The 20513-nt window shown below is 62.6% G+C and carries 14 protein-coding genes; 2 read left to right on the forward strand and 12 right to left on the reverse strand.

Features of this window, described 5'->3' with window-relative positions; translation table 11 throughout:
• A partial coding sequence (locus NV64_RS17485; RefSeq protein ID WP_101506430.1) for an alpha-2-macroglobulin occupies positions 1–5598 on the reverse strand: 5598 nt, incomplete at its 3' end.
• Between the two features lie 212 nt (positions 5599–5810).
• On the opposite strand from NV64_RS17485, the gene sseA reads away from it, so the two are divergent.
• Positions 5811–6683, forward strand: a complete 873-nt coding sequence (gene sseA / locus NV64_RS17490; protein WP_056238903.1) for a 3-mercaptopyruvate sulfurtransferase — start codon at positions 5811–5813, stop codon at positions 6681–6683.
• Positions 6684–6722: 39 nt separating this feature from the next.
• Here sseA and NV64_RS17495 read toward each other — a convergent pair whose 3' ends face one another.
• From NV64_RS17495 to trmJ, 9 genes are all read right to left on the reverse strand, one after another.
• A complete protein-coding gene (locus NV64_RS17495) occupies positions 6723–7553 on the reverse strand; it encodes an energy transducer TonB (RefSeq protein WP_101506431.1) in 831 nt (276 codons plus the stop codon).
• A 343-nt stretch (positions 7554–7896) separates the two neighbouring features.
• Positions 7897–8835 carry a FecR domain-containing protein gene (locus NV64_RS17500; protein WP_056238898.1) on the reverse strand — a complete coding sequence of 313 codons (939 nt, stop codon included), beginning with the start codon at positions 8833–8835 and terminating at the stop codon, positions 7897–7899.
• Positions 8832–9344, reverse strand: a complete 513-nt coding sequence (locus NV64_RS17505; RefSeq protein WP_056238896.1) for a sigma-70 family RNA polymerase sigma factor — start codon at positions 9342–9344, stop codon at positions 8832–8834. The genes NV64_RS17500 and NV64_RS17505 overlap by 4 nt, the downstream gene beginning before the upstream one ends.
• Positions 9345–9593: 249 nt before the next feature.
• A complete protein-coding gene (locus tag NV64_RS17510) occupies positions 9594–12161 on the reverse strand; it encodes a TonB-dependent receptor (protein ID WP_101506432.1) in 2568 nt (855 codons plus the stop codon).
• Between the two features lie 132 nt (positions 12162–12293).
• Positions 12294–13070, reverse strand: a complete 777-nt coding sequence (gene sseB, locus NV64_RS17515; protein WP_101506447.1) for an enhanced serine sensitivity protein SseB — start codon at positions 13068–13070, stop codon at positions 12294–12296.
• Positions 13071–13082: 12 nt separating this feature from the next.
• A complete protein-coding gene (pepB, locus tag NV64_RS17520) occupies positions 13083–14375 on the reverse strand; it encodes an aminopeptidase PepB (protein WP_101506433.1) in 1293 nt (430 codons plus the stop codon).
• A gap of 188 nt (positions 14376–14563) precedes the next feature.
• A complete protein-coding gene (locus tag NV64_RS17525) occupies positions 14564–15766 on the reverse strand; it encodes an IscS subfamily cysteine desulfurase (RefSeq protein WP_101506434.1) in 1203 nt (400 codons plus the stop codon).
• 191 nt (positions 15767–15957) lie between these two features.
• Positions 15958–16455 carry a Fe-S cluster assembly transcriptional regulator IscR gene (iscR, locus tag NV64_RS17530; RefSeq protein WP_056238886.1) on the reverse strand — a complete coding sequence of 166 codons (498 nt, stop codon included), beginning with the start codon at positions 16453–16455 and terminating at the stop codon, positions 15958–15960.
• Positions 16456–16618: 163 nt separating this feature from the next.
• A complete protein-coding gene (gene trmJ, locus NV64_RS17535; RefSeq protein ID WP_101506435.1) occupies positions 16619–17347 on the reverse strand; it encodes a tRNA (cytosine(32)/uridine(32)-2'-O)-methyltransferase TrmJ in 729 nt (242 codons plus the stop codon).
• A 260-nt stretch (positions 17348–17607) separates the two neighbouring features.
• On the opposite strand from trmJ, the gene suhB reads away from it, so the two are divergent.
• Complete coding sequence (suhB, locus tag NV64_RS17540; RefSeq protein ID WP_056238881.1) at positions 17608–18411, forward strand: inositol-1-monophosphatase; 804 nt, start codon at positions 17608–17610, stop codon at positions 18409–18411.
• A gap of 138 nt (positions 18412–18549) precedes the next feature.
• Here the strand turns inward: suhB and NV64_RS17545 are convergent, their stop codons facing one another.
• Both NV64_RS17545 and NV64_RS17550 read right to left on the reverse strand, forming a co-directional pair.
• On the reverse strand, positions 18550–19797 hold the full coding sequence (locus tag NV64_RS17545) for a nickel/cobalt transporter (RefSeq protein ID WP_101506436.1): 1248 nt from the start codon (positions 19795–19797) through the stop codon (positions 18550–18552).
• Positions 19788–20408 carry a DUF1007 family protein gene (locus tag NV64_RS17550; RefSeq protein WP_056239698.1) on the reverse strand — a complete coding sequence of 207 codons (621 nt, stop codon included), beginning with the start codon at positions 20406–20408 and terminating at the stop codon, positions 19788–19790. The genes NV64_RS17545 and NV64_RS17550 overlap by 10 nt, the downstream gene beginning before the upstream one ends.
• Between the last annotated feature and the right edge of the window lie 105 nt (positions 20409–20513).

Below are 20513 nucleotides of genomic sequence, written 5' to 3' on the forward strand. Positions count from 1 at the left end.
CAGGTTGCTCAGCGCCGCCTGCGAGTTGGCGCGGATTTTCAGGTGCACGTTCAGCGTCTGGCCGACCGCGACCTGGCTCACCGGCTTGCCGTCCGCGTCGGTGTAGTCACGGGCGATCTCCAGCCCTTTGGCGATCGCCTGCTGTGGCGCGTGCAGGTCATAACCCGCCTGCGTCACCACGTACCAGGCCGGGGCCTTGTCAGGGTTGCTGAACTGCAGCGAGGTGGCCGCTGAAGTGAACGTTCCCTGGGCAAACTGGCCGTTAAGCGAGGAGATCAGCGCTGCCGCCTGGCCGTTGCCCGCCTGCTGGGTAATGGTCAGCCGCTCGGCGCCGCCCGCCTGCTGCGCGTAGCTCTCCAGCGCCAGCACGCTCATCGCCGCCGAGAAGGTGGTGTAACGCTCTTCGCGCAGCGCCTGCAGCATATTCTCCAGCACCTGTGGCGGGATCTCCGCCACTTTTTCCGGGAAGGCGCGGGTAATCAGGTACAGTCGGGTGGCGTCCTGCACCAGTGGATCGTAATAGTTGTTGTTCCACCAGCCCTTATCCCACGCCCTGCTTAATGCCTGCCAGCTCGGCTGCAGCAGGCGATTCGCCTCGTCATCGGACTTCAGCAGCTTCCACGACGCCGCCAGGTAGAGCGCGCTGAGGTCGGTCTGCCACTGCTCAGGATAACGCTGCTGCAGCGCCTGCTGCACCGCCGCCAGCGCGTTAGTGGTCACCTCGCCCTGGCGGGTCAGCAGCCACACCGCCCAGCTGCGCAGGCGCAGCTGATAGAGATCTTCACCGCCGCCGGCCGCCATCACCCGCAGCGCGGCGTTGGCATCGTCGAGCATGCCGGCTGGCAGCGCGTAACCGGCCGCTTTCGCCTCCAGCAGGTACTGCACCACGTATGGCGTAACGAACGGGTCGGCCTGCGGCGAGGCCATCCACAGGCCGATCGCGCCGTCGGCGTTCTGCCGCGCGCGCAGCACGTCCATCACGCTTTTCACCTGCTGACGCACCTTATCGGCCTGCGGCCCGCCGCGCAGCTCCGGGTGCAGGCTCTGCAGCAGCAGCGGGATCGACTGGCTGACGATCTGCTCGGAACAGTAATACGGGTAGTTTGCCAGCCAGCCGGCCAGCCCGCGGGTCAGCACCAGCGGCGAATGTGACACCGCCGCGTCGCGCTGTGCATAAGCGCTGAACATCTGCCGCAGGTTGCCGACCTGCTGCTCGCTGCCGTTCATGCGCCCCATCACCGTCTGGGTGCGGAACGGCATCGCCGGGCGCACCGAGGTGCTGATGGTGCGCTGGCTGCTGCTGCCGTCAGCGTACGTCGCGGTAAAGCGCAACGGCGCATCCCCCGGCTCGCCGCTGACCTTCAGGCGGAAGTTCACCACCCCTTCCCGCTTAGCCGCCAGGCTGAGCGTCTGCGCGGCCGCACCGACCACCGTCAGCTGCGCCGGTGGCGTCAGTTGCACGTTAATCGGCAGCGGCTGGTCGCCCTGGCCCTCAAGGTTGTTGCTGACGCCGACGCTGACGTCGAACTCGTCGCCCGGTGCCACCATCGCCGGCACGTTCGGCGTCAGGATCACGTCATCACGCACCGTGGTGGCGCTCTGCGCTTTGCCAATTTTGTCCGCGGTCACCGCGATCGCCATCACGCGGATTTTGCCGTTAAAGTAGTCCGGCACCGGATAGCTAAACTGCTGCTGCCCGTTAACCTCGGTAATGCCCGACCAGTACGCCACCGGTTTATCGCGTTTGCGCTTGAACGGGTTGAGGTGCAGGTCCATCCCCTCGCCGCCGTCGCCGCCCGGTGCCGAGGTCAGCGCCATCAGCTTGCTGAACGACGGCAGGATCAGATCGAGGATTTGCGAGCTCTCCACGCTCAGCTCGCGCTTGCGGAAGAAGTAGTCCAGCGGATCGGTCAGCCGGTAGCGCGCCACCTGCAGGATCCCCTCGTCCACCGCGAATACCGCCACCTGCTGCGGCCCCTCGGTGGTAACGTCGATCTTCAGGTCCTGACCCGGCTTCATCACCGCCGGGCTGCTGAGGGTAAAGCGGTTCTGCCGGTGCGCGTTGCTGATTTTAAACGGCATCACCCCGTAGCTCAGCGGGCTCATAAAGATCTCGTCGGAGTTGATGTCCCGCACGAACTGCACGTTGATATAGGCGTTGCCCTCCAGTCCGGCGGGGATGCGGATCTTCTGCACCGAGGCGGTGGTTTCAGAATGGAACCACTGCCAGCTGTACACGCGATCCTTCTCGATGGTGATCAAGCCGCTGCCGGTATAAGGCGCGTTGATCGCCACCTCAATCTCACCGCCCGGCGCATACTCCGCCTGGTCCAGCTTCAGCTTCAGTTCGGCGTTACGGTCCAGCGAACGGCTGATATTGCCCTGCCCGGCCACGCTGTAAGCGATGCGGTTCAGCACCTCACCCTTTGCGTTCTCCACCGCCAGCACGAAGTCGCCCGGCTGGTCGGTGGCCAGCGCCAGCGAATGGCCGGCGGCGCTGAGGTCGAGTGGCGCAGAAGAGAGCGGGATCTCCTTCAGCTTCGACTGATACTTATAGACGCCGGACTCCTGACGCGTCAGCACCGACAGGTATTTCTGCTGCAGCAGACGCAGCGTCAGCCCGTTGACCGCGATCTTCTCCAGCGACGGATTAATGGCGATCAGCTCAAGGTTGCGCTGCGCATTCTGATGAATATAGCCGAGGTCGCCGTCGGCCTTCGCGCCGATCAGGTAATCATACGGCGACACCAGGGTACGGGCGGTCGCCGCCACCGAGCGCCCGCCGCCGGCGACAAACGCCTCTGACAGCAGCTGCAGCTGGTACGTTGACTGGCCGAAGCCGCTGAGATCCAGCACGATCGCCGCACGGCCGTCATCGCCGGTGGTACTCTCTTCCAGTTCGGTGTCGTAGCCGTCGCTGGCGGAACGGGCTTCGTAGAAGGCGAAATCCGGGTAGCGGTCAAAGGCCGGCCACACCGGGCGCAGCGTCAGTTTTGAGGTCACCCGCCGCCCCTGCGCCGGGGTGCCAAACAGGTTCTGCACGTCGATGCTGGCCTGCAACTGATCCGGCTTCACCCAGCCCTGCTGGTGATCCGGGGTCAGCGTCAGCTTCACCTTCAGCTGATCAGGCTCAAACTCTTTCACGTTTACCGCCACGCTGCCGAGCAGCCGGGTGCCGTCTTCATCTTTGCCCGGCAGGTAGAGGTACACCGTCCACTCGCCGGTCGGCGAGCTCTCTTCGGTGGTAAAGCTCAGCTCGTTAAAGCCGCTGGCGCTGAGCGTCAGCGGCACGGTGCGCATCAGTTTATCGCGCGGGTCGTGGATCTCGGCCCGCACCGGAATACCGGTGACCGGCACCGCCCAGTCGGCGGCGCGGGTGATCAACCCGATATTAAAGGTGTCGCCGGGGCGATAGACGCCGCGATCGGAGAACAGGTAGCTGCTGAGCGTGCGGGTGTCCTGCGGCGTGGCGTCGCCCCAGACGTCAAAGCGCGAGAAGTCGAGGCCGCGATCGCTGTTGCTGCTGGTCGGCAGGAAGGAGACGTCACCGGCTTTTTCCACGAGGAACATCACCGGCTGGCGCTCGTTGTTATAGACCTCCAGCGACGGGAAGCTGACGTGGCCGTCGCTGCCGGTCTGCCGTTTCAGCAGCGGCTCGCCGTTTTTCGCGATCACCGTCACCGTCGCCCCGTCCACCGGCTGCCCGCTGGCGATTGACTGCACAAACAGGTCGCGCGTCTGGTCCTGGGAGCGTTTAGCGATAATCCCCAGGTCGGTGACCACCACAAAGCGCGAGTCCCCCGCCGGCGGCGCGTCGCTCTGCTCGTCCTGATACTCGTCGCTCTGCGGCGCGTCCTCTTTCTGCCCCGGGGTCCACGGCGACAGGGTCAGCAGGAAGATGCCGCGATGGGAGTCGGCGTTGGTGGAGAGGTAACGCCCGAGATCGACGCCCTGATAGCTCACCTGGCCCGGCCGGGCATTGGCGATCGCCGTCTGATAACGGAAACGCTCGGTAAAGTACTCGTCGTTAAGGCGGTTAAACTCAGTGGAGGCAAACTCACCGCTTTTGAAAGAGACGATATGCTGCAGCTGGCTCGGGATCACCCGGCGAATATCCACCCGCAGCCCCGGCACGTTTCGCGCCGCCACGCTGATGCGCTTATCACCGTTGACCGACAGCAGCGCCCCCTCGGCGGCAAACTGCAGCAGCTGCGGATAGTCCGGCACCTGCACCACCCGCCAGACCTTCTCGGCCATTTTATAACCGCCGGAGGAGGTCAGCGCCGGGTTAATTTCCACCAGCATATAGCGCTGCACCGGAGCGCTGAATTTGAAGCTGAACTGCGGCTGCCAGCTCTCTTCGGCTTCGTTCTGCGTCAGCGCCAGCGGCTCGGCGCGGTCCAGCACCGCCTGGTCGAGGTTATCGAGATCCCAGGCAGCCGGTTCCTGTTCCGCCTGCTTCGGCTGGCGCGGATCGTACTGCGGCAGCAGCCACGCCTGCACCGACCGGCCCAGCTCTTTATCGCGCACGGCATCGCTGAAGCCGATCACCAGCGCGTGCTCGCTCTGGCTGCCGGGCTTATCCACCACTTCGGCGGCCACGTCGCTGACGCCCAGGCTGTAGAGATTCGGTACCGTCACCCAGGCTTCCGCCTTACGATCCGCCACGTTGCCGGGGTGGGATGATTTCAGCCCCTTGCCGACCTGCAGATGCACCACGCCGCCGTGATCCATCGGCTGCAGCGGTTCTGAACGCACCCAGGCATTCAGCTTTTTCTCATCCCAGTTCAGGGTAAATTTAAGCGGCTTTTCGGCCTGGCCTTTGGCGCTGGCCAGCCCGAGCGTCAGCTGCTTCTCCACGCCCTGCACGTCGGCCGGGGCGCTGAAGCGCAGGTTAAAGATGGCGCTGTGCTGGCTGCTCTGCTCGGGGTTCTGATAGTACTCGCCGGAGGCGATCTGCCAGTCAAAGGCCGGTACCCGGAAGGTGTATTTCGTCTGCTGCAGGCGGATCTGGGGTGCCAGCAATACCTCCGGCTGCAGGGTAACCGCATACTCCGCTCCCAGCGGCAGCGGCTGCTTTGGCGTAAACAGCAGCGTGTTGGCGCTCTGCCACTGCCACTCGCCCGCAAGCGCAGGCTTCAGGCTGATGCCCTGCTGTACGGTTTTGCCCACCTGGGTGACCGGCGCGACCGAGCGGTTAAAGCGCAGCGTTAAGGTCTGCAGCGCCGGTTTCGCCTCGCTGTAATCGACCGGCGGCGGATTAATGACGTCCGCGCGGCTGTTCTCAACCGCCAGCGGTGCAACCTCGATCGGTTGCGGCCGGTTCTGCCACGCGTGCCAGCCGTAAACGCCAGCCACCGCCGCCACGCAGAGTAACAGCAGGCCACCCGCCACCTTTTTCGGATGCCGGGCTGTTCCGCGCTCCATGCGCCGTAGCCCTGCCCCCAGCGCGCTGCCCCAGCGCGGCGCACGCCAGTTAACTTCACCGAACAGCGGCCGCAGCAGCCAGGCAAGACCGCGCAGCAGTCCGCTCAGCAGGCGCCACAGCGCAAAAATCAGCATAAAAGGCAGGCGCAGAAACAGTTTAAGCACATCCATCGGCAGGTTCCTTTTGTCCATCAGGGGGCGTGGCGAAACACGCTGTTACAAACGTCTTAAAATAGTAAACGCTCGGCGGCTGTTTATCTATCACTTGCAGGGGGCAATTTGCCAGCGGTTTCGCAACCGGTGCAGCAAACGGCGCATTTAGTCTTGTACCCGCTCACAAAATCGCTGACACTCAGCCCTACTATGCGAATGACGAGGCTGCTATGACCCCTTCTGCCCTTTTTGTTACCGCCGACTGGCTGGCGGAGCATCTTACCGATGACAACCTGCAGGTGATTGACGCGCGAATGCTGCCGCCCGGCCAGGAAAAGACCCGGGATATCCAGGCAGAATACCTGGCCGCTCACCTGCCGGGTGCACCCTTCTTTGATATTGAAGCGCTCAGCGACCATACCAGCCCTTACCCGCATATGATGCCGCGCGCGGAAACCTTCGCGGTGGCAATGCGCGAGCTGGGCGTCAGCGCCGACAAACACCTGGTGGTGTATGACGAAGGCAACCTGTTCTCCGCGCCGCGCGCGTGGTGGATGCTGAGCAACTTTGGTGCCGGGCAGGTATCGATCCTGGCCGGTGGCCTGGCGGGCTGGAAAGCCGCAGGTAAACCGCTGGCCAGCGGTGCGGTCAGCCTGGCCGACGGCGAGTTCGAAGCGCGTCAGCCGGACCCGGCGGTGATCAGCCGCGTTACCGAGGTGCTGCTGGTCAGCCATGAGGGCGGCGCGCAGATCGTTGACGCCCGCGCCGCTAACCGCTTCCACGGCGAGGTGGACGAGCCGCGACCTGGCCTGCACCGTGGCCGCATTCCGGGCAGCCTTAACGTGCCGTGGAATACGCTGGTTGCCGACGGCGCGCTGAAACCGGCCGACGAACTGAAAACGATTTTCAGCCAGCAGGGCGTCGATCTCTCCCGGCCGGTGATCGCCAGCTGCGGTTCCGGCGTGACCGGCGTGGTGGTGGTCCTCGCGCTGACCAGCCTCGGCGTAAGCAACGTTACCCTGTATGACGGCTCCTGGGGCGAATGGGGCAGCCGCAATGATTTGCCGATTGTGAATGACAGCGTGGGTGAGGCAAAGGCGTAGAAAATGCTGTAAACGGCATCGGGATAACTTCTCACCTTTTCACCTCCGCACCTCGCGTAAATCAAACCTCACCGGCAGCGTGATGCTGAACGTCTCCTGCCCTGTCGCCATCTCTGCGGGTGGCGCGGGCACCGGTGAGGCGCGCAGCGGCAGTTCGCTGGCTTCTTTATCCAGCGCGCTTACGCCGCTGGAATTCAGCAGCTTTACCTTCAGCACGCTGCCCTGGCGGTTGAGGGTGATACTTATCTGCGCCACGCCTTCTCGTTTCTGACGTAATGCGATACCCGGATAGCGCTTAAAGCGGCTGAGGTGTGCCAGCAGCGCGCCGCTCCATGCGAAGGTATTACGGCTCGGCTGCGGCGCGGCCTGATTATGCGGTGCAGCGACCCTTTTGCCCGCCACCGGCGGCGGCGCGCTGGTATCCGGCGCAGCGCTGGCCTGAGAAGGCGCGCTATCTGACTGGCCCGGCTGCCGCACCGGCTTTAGCTCTGGCTTCGGCCTGGGTTTTACCCGAGGCCGGTTATCGGGCCGGGGTGAAGCTGCGGCAAGCCGTTCGGTGCCCTGTTCAGCCTCGGGCAGCTCTGGCGCGGCCTGCGGCGGCGGCGTGGCCTGAGTCTGCGCCACCGCCTGCCGTTGACGCACGCCGACCGGCATCTTTTCACTGTCCGGTAGGGATTCAGCCTGCTCTGCCACCGCCAGCATCACCATCGGCTGAGCGGCAGGCAGCGGCGGCGGCACCGCCGCCCGGTAGCAGAGCCAGGCCAGCAGCGCGCCGTGCAACGCCAGCGTCAGCAGGCTGGCGGTGACCAGACGGCATCTTTGCCGGGGTGCAGGGAAGAGGACGGCAGGCAGGACGAGGTGGTTTGACATAAACAGCGTTACCCGGAATAGCGATAAGAGGTGCCCGATAAGCCTGATAAATATCGGGGAATTACTGAGAGGTCACCCACCGGCGCGGAATCGGGTAGTCGGAAGGCAGATTACAGAAGAATACGTGTCATAAACTCATTGGTCCGGAATTAATCGCCAGGCTAAAACCCGTCGAACCCTCTGTGCAGAGTTTCATACCAGACTGAGAGAAAGGTACTGAACCGGAGCGGATGCCATCGCGGCCATCATTTCCGCAGGCCGGCATCAGGCGGTTACGAAACGCTGATCAAGTATGTCGACAGGATATCGATCTGCACCGGTAAAGTGCCGGGCAGCGAAGCGACTATGAAATCATGATCAGGTACGGCGATACGGAGGCGATCCGCACCGGCAGGGTTCCCGGCAGCGAGGCGATAATCGCCCCGGTATCGTTTAGCGGAAACGCCCCCGACAGGCGCAGCCCGGCGACCCGCGAATCACAACGAATAATGCCGTGCCGGTAGCGCCCCACTTCGGCGAGAAAATCATCCAGCCGCATATTGTCCGCCAGAATCATTCCCTGCTGCCAGCCCGGCTCCGCGCTCACCCGGTGCTCGCCGCCGTAACCCGCCGCGCCAAGCCGTCCGCCATAGCCCGCCCGGATCAAAATGCTCTGCGCACTGGCCGGTGAGTGAACGTTTACCTTACCGTGGTATACCGCGATATCGCTGAAGGCATCCCATAACCGCACGCTGAACCGCCCCTGCGCCACCAGTTCACCCTGCGGCAGCACCAGCCCTGGCGGCGGGCTCTCCGGCGCGGTGGTTACCATCATCTCTCCGCTCAGCAGGGTCAGCCGTTGCGGCATAACGCTGACCGCCGTTTGTGTATTGAGCAGCAGCCGCGTGCCGTCATCCAGCATTATCTGACGCTGTTCACCGGTCGCCGTGCGGTAATCGGCCAGCCACGGTCGCCAGGGGAGCGCCCCGGCACCGATGCCGCAGGCACCCACCACGCCCAAACCAGCCAGGCTGCGCAGCAACCGCCGCCGCCCGCGATCGGGCAGATGTGACAGGCTGCGCTGCGCCGCGCTGCCGTTCAGCAGTGAAAAACGCGATGAGAAGGTGGCGATGTGCTGCCAGGCACGCTGGTTTTGTTCGCTGGCCTGCAGCCAGCTCTGCCAGTGGACGTTGTCTTCGGCAGTCGCATCCTCAGACATCAGTTGGGTCAGCCAGCCGACGGCTTCGCGGGCGCTTTGCGGATCGATATCCGCAGCGGCTGACGGCGTTCGGGAACCGATCATGCTGACAGCGCAAAGAAGCAGTGCAGGTTGGCTCGCTGCAGATACTGTTTTACCGAGCTGGCTGATACCCGCAGGCGCTCGGCAATATCGCCGTAACGCATCCCCTGCAGGTGCGCCAGCAGGAAGGCTTCGCGGACATGGGCAGGCAGGCCGTCCAGCGCCTGGTCCAGCTGTTCCAGCATCTCAATCGTCTGCTGGCGCACTTCCGGCGAGGGTACGCTGGCCTCCGGCAGCTCGCTGAGCGCCTGCAGGTAACTCTCCTCGATTTTTTTACGCCGGTAGAAGTTGGCCACCAGCCGCCGCGCCACGGTGGCTAAAAACGGTCGGGGTTCCCGAATCGCCAGCAGCTGCGGGCTGACCAGAATGCTGATAAAGGTGTCCTGCGCCAGATCTTCAGCATGATGCGCACAGCTGACCTTCTGACGTAGCCAGTGGCACAGCCAGCCGTGATGCTCCATATAAAGCTGTTGGGCAAAACCGTGAGAGGTCGCGATCTCTTTGCTCGCCATCGGGAAACACTTGGTCTTAATGAGAGTGAAAATAACAATCATTATTATTTAGAAACTGTTACTCAGGGTCAAGCAGTTGCTGGGTTTTAACGCAGATTGCTGCGCCGGAAGACGATTGACTGGGGGAGATAAAATGCAGATTCGGGTTCGGATTGTGGCTCAGGGCAGAAAGGAGTGACGTTACGCCGCCGGTCACGCTGTGGTAACCGGCGGCGGTTCGAGGCCAGTCGGCCCCTGTTCAGGATGGCGTCAGAAACGCTGGCTGACGCTGAACTTGAAGTTACGCCCAACGCCGGAGACCGACTCACCGAGATACGGGTAGTAGTCGTGATTAGTCAGGTTATCGACGGTGACTCTGGCTTCCAGACCTTTCCAGAAGTTCGGCTCCCAGGAGGCAAACAGCCCGTACAGCGCATAGCCGGACGTTTTAGGCAGCGCCCAGACTGACGCCATCGGATCGCCGTCTGCCGGCGAGCGGTCCTGTTTACGCACAAAGTCGGCGGTCATGCCGAAGGCCAGATTCGCCTGCGGCACCTTCATCCCCAGCATCGCGTGGGCGGTGGTCGGTGGGATCTCGGCGATCCAGGTTTCATTAGCCCAGGGGTCACGCGGTGACGCATCGCGCTTGCCGCGAATGGAGGAGAACGACAGGCTGCCAAACGCCCGCTCGCTGTCGTAGAACGACTCGATCTCAACCCCTTCAATCGTGTAACCCGGCAGGTTGCGGTAGTTGGAGAGCGGCTGCCCGCAGCTGCCGCCCTGGCTGGCCTCGCCACACAGCACGCCACGGCGATAGAAAATTTCGTTCTTGCCGCGATTGCGGAACAGCGTGGTGCGGATCTGCAGGCTGTCCTGTTGGGTCAGTACGTCGTTAAAGTCCAGCACCGCCCCCAGCCGGACGCCGTCGATGCGCTCCACCTGCAGGTTACGGCTGGTGCCCGGCACGCTGGACGCGGCGGACTGCACCTCATACTGCTCGTCAATCACCGGCGCGCGCCAGGTGCGGCTGAGGTCAGCAAACAGCGAGACATTCTTCGTCGCTTTCCAGATGGCGCCGAGGTGCGGCGACCAGCCGGTATAGGTGACGCTGCTGTAGTCATGCCCTGCCAGTGGCGCGCTGTCGTTGTAGCGTGGTGCAGAGTTCGGCCGACCGGTATTGGTGACGTGGTCGTAGCGGACACCCGGGGTAATGGTCAGGTCACCCCAGCTCACCGCATCCTGCAGGTAAACGCTGCGGGTCTCCTGTTCGCCGGCCGGCATATAGTACGGCTGGAAGTACCCGTAGTTGTAGCTGGCGTTACCGGCTCCGGTCGGGTAGTACATCAGCGTATCGCGGTGGTGTTTGTGCACCTGTGCGCCCAGCAGCAATTTGTGTTCCAGCGGGCCGCTGCTGAACAGGCTTTCATTACTGATATCCAGCTGACGATCGGTATAACTGACCCAGCTCTCGTTACCCAGGGTGCCGAGATAGCTCGACTGCGAGGCGGAGTCCGGCCGCTTATCGTGCTGCTCGGTTTTCGAATACGCCAGCGCAATGGTCAGGTTGACCAGCGGCTGCGATTCCGGCATCAGGTTCCATTTTGCCGTGTAGTTGCTGTCTTTCTGGTCGCGGTAGACCAGAATTCGCCGCCAGGCTTCGTCGTAGCCGTAGCGGTCAATATTGGCCTGACTCGGCGCGGCGATATCATCACGCTTGGCGGCAAACGGCTGCCAGCCGTCCGATTCTGAACGCATCGCAGACAGGGTTAAGGTCTGCGAGTCGGTCAGGTAGAGGTTGGTCTTGAGCAGGTATGAGGCCTGATCGCTGCTGGAATAAGCAAAGCGCGTGCCGTCCGGGCGCTTAATGCTGCCGCCGTCACGCCTGCTGGCGTAGATCAGCCCGTCGGCAAACCCCTCTTCCGTGCGGCCATACAGCGCGCCGCTGTAAATGCCCTGGCGATCGTTGGTGTGGTAGCTGTACTTCACCAGGCCACCAAGATCTTCCCCCGGCCGCAGCATATCGCCCGCGTCTTTGGTTTCCATGGTGATGGTGCCGCCAAAACCGCCGTTGCCGTTCTGAATATTGTGCGGGCCCTTATCAACGCTGACGCGCTTTAACAGCTCCGGTTCGATAAACACCGAGCCCTGGCGATACTTTTCGAAGCCCTTTGGCGCGCCGTCCAGCACCACCCTGACGTCCTCCATATCGCCCATGCCCCAGATATTCAGGCTCTGCCCGCCCGGGCGCGGCGAACCGGCCATCGAAACGCCCGGCAGTTTGTCGAGCAGCGCGGCGACGTTGTCGGCCTGCACGCGGTCGATATCCTGCTGATCGAGCGTGGAACGCCCGGCGGCGGTGCTGTCGGACAGGCCGGCCACCACCGACAGCTCCGGAATGGCCATCACCGCGTCTGCCGGGGCGGTGGCCGGGGAAACGCCGATCAGCCGGTAACCGCCGGCGGTCGCTTCGGCCTGCAGCCCGCTGCCCGCCAGCAGGATACTGAACGCCTGGTCAACGCTGTAGTTGCCGTGCAAGCCCGGGGTCGTTTTACCTTCGGCCTGCCCCGGCGTGAAAATGATCATCACACCGGCCTGGCTGGCGACGCTGCGCAGCGCTGACGCGAGTTCACCGGCGGGGATCTGGTAAGCGCGTGCGCCAGGCTGCTGTGCGGCCGCCGCTGCGGCCAGTGCACCCGGCACCATTGCCGAGGCCAGCACGCCCGTCAGGGCAATGCCAGGCCAGACGGCCGCGCGTTTTTTAGCGGATGAGCGGAGGTGTTGCGATGCGCTGGCTGAATGGGACGTGCGCCGCGCGCCGCCCTTGTTTTTTATGGCCATAACGGGTTTCCCTGAGTGTATTGTCTGAAAGCTCACTACAGAGGTCACGCGAGGGGAAAAAACGGGCAGAATAAAAACAAAAAAACCGGCGGCAGCCGGTTTTACATGACAACTCTCCGCGAACTCACGCGCTTAGTCGATATTCTTCACCTTGAAGTCGCGCATGAAGCTGCCCCAGCGGCGCTCGTAGAACGGGGTGATATGGGCGATAAAGAAGTGGCTGATGCCCTTTTCGCCCTCCACCACGTGGCAGATATCTACCGGTTCATCCTCCAGCAGCGTATCCGTCGCGACGCTGCCGGTCGCCTGGATGATCGCCTCAACGTCGCCGTCGGCCTCAATGCCGATCAGCAGGTTGGCCGGCTGGCCGGCGGCTTCTTTGATATGCGCCATCCAGGCGCGGCGCACCGACTTGTGTTTGGCAAACAGCTGGGTCAGCGAGTCGACCATCTGCGCCGGCGGTTCGGCGATCTCGGACAGCAGCAGCGCGCTGCCGCCCTCCAGCACCGTTTTCTCGCTCAGCGCGTTGCCCTCTTCGCCGAGCAGGTGGGCGATCTCACGCGCGGAGAACTCCTTGCCGCTCGGCAGCTTCGGGTTGAGGAACAGCGCCTGGCCGAGGGTCATTTCAAACAGCTGGCGCACCGGCATCACCAGGTAGGCCTGTTCGCCTTCGATCGCCTGCTCCATCGCCTGCGGCGAGGTGAAGAACGGAATAATACGGCTGCCGTCCTCTTTTTCCCAGTGCAGCAGGTCCACCTGCGCGGGCTGGTTGCCGTGCTGCTCGCTGATGCTTTCGCCCGGCACGATCGCGCTGGCCTCTAACAGCAGCGCAAAAAACTCCGGGCGGTGCGCCGGCTCGGTGGCTGCCAGGGTTAACACCTCTTCCAGGCGGGTATTGAGTTGGTTAATTTCCACGGGTGATTACGCCTTCGCCAGCAGCAGGTTAGCAACGGTGCGCACGCCTAAACCGGTGGCACCGGCCGCCCACTGGTCCACCGCACCCTTGCGGTAGGTAGCCGAGCAGTCGATGTGCAGCCAGCCTTTTTTGTAGTCGCTGACGAAGTGCGACAGGAAGGCCGCGGCGGTGCTGGCACCGGCGGAGTGCGCCGGGCTGGCGATGTTGTTCAGGTCGGCGAAATTAGACGGCAGCTGGCTGCGGTGGAACTCGGCCAGCGGCAGGCGCCAGAAGGCTTCGTTTTCACCGGCGGCAGCGGTCAGCAGCTGCTGCGCCAGCGCGTCGTCGAAGCTGAACAGCGCGTGATAGTCGTTGCCCAGCGCGGTTTTCGCCGCGCCGGTAAGGGTAGCCGCGTCAATAATCAGCTCCGGCTTTAAGGCGCTGGCGTCGATCAGACCATCGGCCAGCACCAGCCGCCCTTCGGCGTCGGTGTTCATCACTTCGACACTTTTGCCGTTGCGGTAGCGAATGATGTCGCCAAGGCGGAAGGCGCTACCGCTGACCATATTGTCGGCACAGCACAGAATCAGCTTCACGCGCTTGTTGAGGCCCCGCACGATCGCCAGCGCCAGCGCGCCGGTCAGGGTAGCGGCACCGCCCATATCGGACTTCATCGAGTCCATAAAGCCGCTCTGCTTCAGGCTGTAGCCGCCGGTATCAAAGGTGATGCCTTTGCCGACCAGGCAGGCGTAAACCGGGGTGTCGTCGTTGCCGCCCGGATTGTAGTCCAGCGTCAGCAGCACCGGGCTGCGGGTAGAGCCACGGCCGACGGTGTGCAGGCCGCTGTAGCTCTGGTGGCGCAGATCGTCGCCCTTGATGATGCGGTAGTTAACGCCATCACAGGTCACTTCGCACAGCAGATCGACCGCGCGGGTCGCCAGCTGCTCCGGGCCCAGATCTTCCGCCGGCAGGTTGATGGTGTCGCGCACCCAGTCGATAATTTTCAGCCGATTTTCCAGCTCCTGGCGATCGGCGTCGGCCAGCGTCGGCCACGTCACCTGACGTTCGCCTTTCGGGCCACGAAAGCCCTGCCAGAAGGCCCAGCAGCTCTCCAGATCCCAGCCGTCGCCGCTCAGGCTGACGTGGCGGATGCCCTGGCCGTCGATTTTACGCGCCGCGCGCTGGATAGTGGCCAGCACGTCGCCGCCGTGGGTATGAAGGGTGATCCCGCTGTCGTTGCTGCTGAGGATCGCTTTTTCGCCCCAGCGCGGGTCGGCCTTGGCCGTGGACAGGGTAAGGGTCATCACAGGGGTGGTCATCACAGGCTCCTTGATCGGTTTTATCGTGCGCGCCGGCGCTGTTCAGGGCCGACGGTTCACATCAGTTGTTTGTTGTTTTACATCAGACTATCAGAAAATGGCGGGGAATGTTTTCGGTGGATGCGTTCAGCCGCTTTCACCGTAAAAAAACGGGCGGCATATTTGCCGCCCGTTGGGGTCAACCGCCGTTACAGGGTCGGGGCGCGCTGCCGTTCGGCCTGAAACGCCTGCCATTCCGCTGACAGCTCCCGCAGTCGGGAGACTGATTTACACACCAGCGCAATGCTGTAGTCGATCTCTTCTTCAGTCGTGAAACGCCCAAGGGAGAAGCGGATCGAGCTGTGCGCCAGCGCATCGCTGAGGCCAATCGCCCGCAGCACGTAAGAGGGTTCCATGCTGGCCGAGGTGCAGGCCGATCCGGTCGAGACCGCCAGATCCTTCAGCATCATAATCAGCGACTCGCCGTCAACGTAGCCGAAGCTGACGTTAAGGATGGCCGGCGATCCGCCCGCCAGCTGGCCGTTGACAAATACCTGGTCGAGCTGGCTCAGCCCCTGCCACAGGCGGCTGCGCAGCGTGCCCAGCCGCGCCATTTCTACCTGCATCTCTTCGCGGGCAATACGGTATGCTTCGCCCATACCGACGATCTGGTGCACCGGCAGGGTACCGGAGCGCATACCGCGCTCGTGGCCACCGCCGTGGATCTGCGCGTCCAGCAGCACCCGCGGTTTACGGCTGACGTAAAGTGCACCGATGCCTTTCGGGCCATACAGCTTGTGCGCCGAGAAGGACATCAAATCGACCGGCAGTGCGCCGAGGTCGACAGGCAGCTTGCCGACGCTCTGGGTGGCATCGACGTGGAACAGGATGCCGCGGGCGCGGCACATCTCGCCGATGGCGGCAATATCCTGCACCACGCCGATTTCGTTGTTGACGTGCATGATCGACACCAGCACGGTGTCGTCGCACAGCGCGTCTTTAACCTGCTCCAGCGTCAGCAGGCCGCTGGCGTTTGGGTTCAGATAAGTGACGCTGAACCCCTGCTGCTCCAGCTGCGCGCAGGTGTCCAGCACCGCCTTGTGCTCGGTGGTACAGGTAACGATGTGGCGGCCTTTCTCAGGATTGGCGGTGGCTGCGCCCTTGATCGCCAGGTTATTGGCTTCGGTGGCACCGGAGGTAAAAACGATTTCGCGCGGATCGGCTCCCACCAGTTCAGCAACCTGGTTACGCGCCACGTCCACCGCCTCTTCCGCCTGCCAGCCGTAACGGTGCGAGCGCGAGGCCGGGTTACCAAAAGTCCCGTCCTGGGTCAGGCACTGCATCATTTTTGCGGCAACGCGCGGATCGGCCGGGGTAGTGGCGGAGTAATCGAGGTAGATCGGTAATTTCATTGCGGGAAAGCTCCGTACATGGGTTCATACCTGCACGGCGAAGTCGGTGACCGGTTCAGCGGCTGAACCCCGGCGTGGCTTACCTGGCGGTAAAAACCAAAACCCTTCACCGTTATCACCCCGGCCAGCGGGCCAAAGTGTCAGCGGTAAAGGGTCATTCCGGGGGCGGGAGCACCCCGCCCGGACTGCGATCAGGCGCGCAGGCGAATATCAATCGTATCCTGAATGCGGCCGTTTGGCACGCGACGGATTTCGTTGCTGTTCTGACGGTCGGCCACTTCCAGGATCTCCTGGTTGTTAACCAGCTCAGCCAGCGTAATGTTGTTGAGGAAGTCGCTGATGCGCTCGCTCAGATCGCGCCACAGCACGTGGGTCAGGCACTTTTCGCCGCCCTGGCAGCCTTCTTTACCCTGGCACTTGGTGGCGTCAACCGATTCATCAACGGCGGTGATCACCGCGCCGACCGCAATCGCGTCAGAGTCTTTACCCAGCAGATAACCACCGCCCGGACCACGAACGCTGGCCACCAGACCGTTCTTACGCAGGCGGGAGAACAGCTGCTCCAGGTAAGAGAGGGAGATACCCTGACGCTCTGAGATATCCGCTAACGGCACCGGCCCCTGGTGAGAGTGCAGTGCAACATCAAGCATAGCGGTAACAGCGTAACGGCCTTTGGATGTCAGTCTCATGGTGTATCAACCTCAGTGGTAATCCGGTAGGGATGTTCTCAAAAGATGGTCGAAGTTTTACATTCCCGAGTAAAACAGTCAAGTATTTATCTGACTAAAACACTCAACTATTTAACCTGGTAATCCACTCAACTATTATCCGCCGTTTTTAGGCTCGATACCCCTACTCGCCCTGGCGTTTTTCCAGCGAGGAGAGCATGCCGCGCAGAATCGCCAGCTCGTCACGCTCCGGACGCGCGCGGGTAAACAGGCGACGCATTTTGCTCATTACCTGGCCGGGCGCGTTTTCGCGGATAAAGCCGCTGGCCAGCATCATCTTCTCCATATGCTGGTAGAAACGCTCCAGGTCATCAACCAGCGGGTACGGGGATTCTTCTGCCGCCGCCACCTGCTCGCCTTCCTGCGCCTGCAGCCACGCCATGCGCACTTCATAGGCGATAATCTGCACCGCCATTGCCAGGTTCAGCGAGCTGTACTCCGGGTTAGCGGCGATCGCTACGTGGTAGTGGCACTTCTGCAGTTCGTCGTTGGTCAGCCCGGTACGTTCGCGGCCAAACACCAGCGCCACCGGCGCCTGCTGCCCCTCTGCCACGCTTTTCAGTCCGCATTCGCGCGGGTCGAGCATCGGCCACGGCAGCGAACGCGAGCGGGCGCTGGTGCCGACCACCAGCGAACAGCCGGCGATGGCGTCATCCAGCGTATCGACAATTTTCGCGTCGCCGATCACGTCGCTGGCACCGGCGGCCAGCGCGATCGCCTGCGAGTCCGGTTTCACCAGCGGGTTGACGAGGTAAAGGTTGGTTAAGCCCATGGTTTTCATCGCGCGCGCGACGGAACCCATGTTGCCGGTGTGGGAGGTTTCTACCAGTACGATTCGGATATTTTGCAGCATGAGAGAGTCAGGTTGAGGAATAATTTGGCGATGCTAACATATTTCCGGGACTTTTTCTTTTTTGTCCTGCTATACTACGCGCCGCTTTATAATCAAATCGCAAATTTTGACCAAAACAGCTGATGCTGCAACAAGGCGGCAAGAGCGCGAATCCCGTGAGCTTACTCCAGTAAGCGACTCGGGTGAGTAAACGCAGCCAACGCAGTGGCAGCACCAGATGTGCCGGTCAAAATGTTCTTTAACATCCAGTGAGACGATACATGCATCCGATGCTCAACATCGCCGTGCGCGCTGCGCGCAAGGCCGGTAACGTAATTGCCAAGAACTATGAAACCCCGGACGCAGTCGAAGCCAGCCAGAAAGGCAGCAACGACTTTGTTACTAATGTTGATCGCGAAGCCGAACGCCAGATTATTGAGGTGATTCGCAAGTCATACCCAAAACACACCATCATTACCGAAGAGAGTGGTGAGTTAGCCGGTGAAGACCAGGATGTGCAGTGGATTATCGACCCTCTGGATGGCACCACCAACTTCATCAAACGCCTGCCTCACTTCTCTGTTTCTATCGCCGTGCGCATCAAAGGCCGCACCGAAGTGGCGGTGGTTTACGATCCAATGCGTAACGAACTGTACAGCGCCGTTCGCGGCCAGGGTGCACAGCTGAACGGCTATCGTCTGCGCGGCGGCACCGCCCGTGACCTGGATGGCACCATTCTGGCCACCGGCTTCCCGTTCAAACTGAAGCAGCACGCCACACCGTACATCAACATCGTCGGTAAACTGTTCACCCAGTGCGCGGACTTCCGCCGCACCGGCTCTGCCGCGCTGGATCTGGCCTATGTGGCCGCCGGCCGCGTCGATGGTTACTTTGAAATCGGCCTGAAGCCGTGGGATTTCGCGGCAGGTGAACTGCTGGTGCGTGAAGCCGGCGGCCTGGTGACCGACTTCGTTGGTGCACACGGTTATATGCATTCCGGTAACATCGTCGCCGGTAACCCGCGCGTGGTGAAATCCCTGCTCGCAGCTATGCGTGACGAACTGAGCGAAGCGCTGAAGCGCTAAGCCGGCCGGGCGTCGCAGCGTGGAGAAACCTTCCAGCGCTGCGACGCTACTCTGGTTGCGAGTTGATGCCAGGCCCCTTCAGATCTGCCCCCCTCTGAGTCAATCCTGACCTGCCTTCTCACTCTGATACCGTGTTTTTCAGCGAAACAGCGGACGAATGCCGCCTGAGATCGCCGGCTGGGCGCTGAGCCACAGCATCACCCCGATCGCCACCAGCAGTATTCCGCCGCTTAGCGCCAGGCAGCTTAACGCCACCTGATGCCAGGCCGCCGCCGGTCGGTTACGGCTGAGGCGCAGCGCCAGCACCCGCGACACCTGCACCAGCAGCGCCATTGCCGAGACGGTCAGCGCGGTACCCGCCGCCATCACCAGCGCCGAGAGTACGCCCCACAGATACACGCCGATCACCTTCGAGAACAGTAGCATCATGATCGCGCCCGAGCAGGGCCGCAGCCCCATTGACAGCACCACCATCAGCTTCGTTTTCCAGCCCACGGCGGCGGCCAGCTGCCGCGCGTCCGGCAGATGCTGATGGCCGCAGCCGCAATGGGCTGAATGCTGATGGCCAGGCAGCGCCCTCGCGCCATTAGCCGTTGGCTCTGCATTTCCTGCGCGCTGTAGCAGCGTGGCTGAGGTGATCTTTCCGTTCTGCGACCTGCCGGTCGACACAGCAGCAACGGCGGCGATCCCTACCGCCTGCCCCGCAGCCGCCATCGGCTCAGGCCTGGCAAGGGCAGCAGCAGGTTCATTCACCTGCGGTGTGCCATCAGCAGGCCTGCCGGACGTCGGAATGGCATTAACAGATGCGTTGCCCACCGGGACGACCTCAGCCAGTGCGCCAGCGGCCCCCTCATCAACGGGCCGCAGCGCCAGCCGCAGCCGGCCCAGCGCACGCCAGCACAGCCAGACGCCCAGCGCGGCCACCAGCAGATAGCTGCTTTTCTCCAGCCACCAGCTGCTGAGGTGCAGCTGCCGGGAGGAGAGCTGCAACGCCACCAGCATCACCGTAACCAGCGCAATCGCCACCCCGCCCTGCACGATGGCGGCGGCCAGCGTCAGCTGCAGGCTGGTTTTGATGCGGGTGGGATGGGTGGCGAGAAAGGTGGCGATCACCACTTTACCGTGCCCGGGGCCGAGCGCATGCAGCACGCCGTACAGCAGGCTGAAGCCCATCAGCGTCAGCCCGGCCTGATGCGGGTTGGCGGCGACCTGCTGCAGCAGCGCGGTCATCTGCTGGTGCAGCGCCTTCTGCCACAGCACGCTTTGCAGCAGGATCTGCGGCCACGCCTGCCAGGCGAACAGCGCCACCCCGGCGAAGAGTATCACCAGCAGCCACAGCGGCCAGGCCTGCCGCCAGCGCGGTGCCGTAACCGGCATCACTGACATGTCAGCGTCACCGTCTGGGCAAACTGGCGGCCGAGATCCATCTCTTCCGCCGGGGCATCGGCTTTATCCAGCGACAGGGCATACGCCTGCATTGAGGCATCCGGTTTAGGGGTGTGCAGCGCCAGGCTGCACTGCGGCAGATCGGCGGGGACGGTCAGCGATTTTTCAGAGTCGTAATACATATCCACAAAGTAGGTCGGGTCAAAGGTGGTAAAGGTGTAGCGCTGGCCGCGCAGCGGCTGCGGGTGGGCCAGCGGCAGAATAAACTCCAGCACCGCCTGGTGCCCCTGGCGCGACAGATGGTACTCCGGCGGCAGGTTGTCGAACTTCACCGGCTGCTTCTGCTGATAAAACTCGCTGAAGTAGTGCTGGCCGAGCACGTTGGCCATGACCTCCGCCGCCAGTTTTTTCCACACTTCAGAACCAGGTTTCGCCTCACCGGCGTCGTACAGCAGGTCGGCTGAGGTGATTTCATCCATCACCCAGCGCATTTTCAGCCCGGTCAGGTTGTCTCCCTGGTGGACCAGCGTGGTCTGCATATCGATAAAGCTGTGCGGATGCGACCAGGCCAGCGGCGACAGCAGTACCGTGGTCAGCGCCAGTCGCTTAATGTAACTGTTATAACGTAACAATATCAACCTCTCGACGGTTTTCGACTCTTTTTTGTGACCTGACTTGAAAAGCGCTGAATAAACTCCGCCAGTTCCGGCCGGATG

This window comes from Erwinia sp. B116, from assembly GCF_002865965.1.
Lineage (GTDB): Bacteria > Pseudomonadota > Gammaproteobacteria > Enterobacterales > Enterobacteriaceae > Erwinia.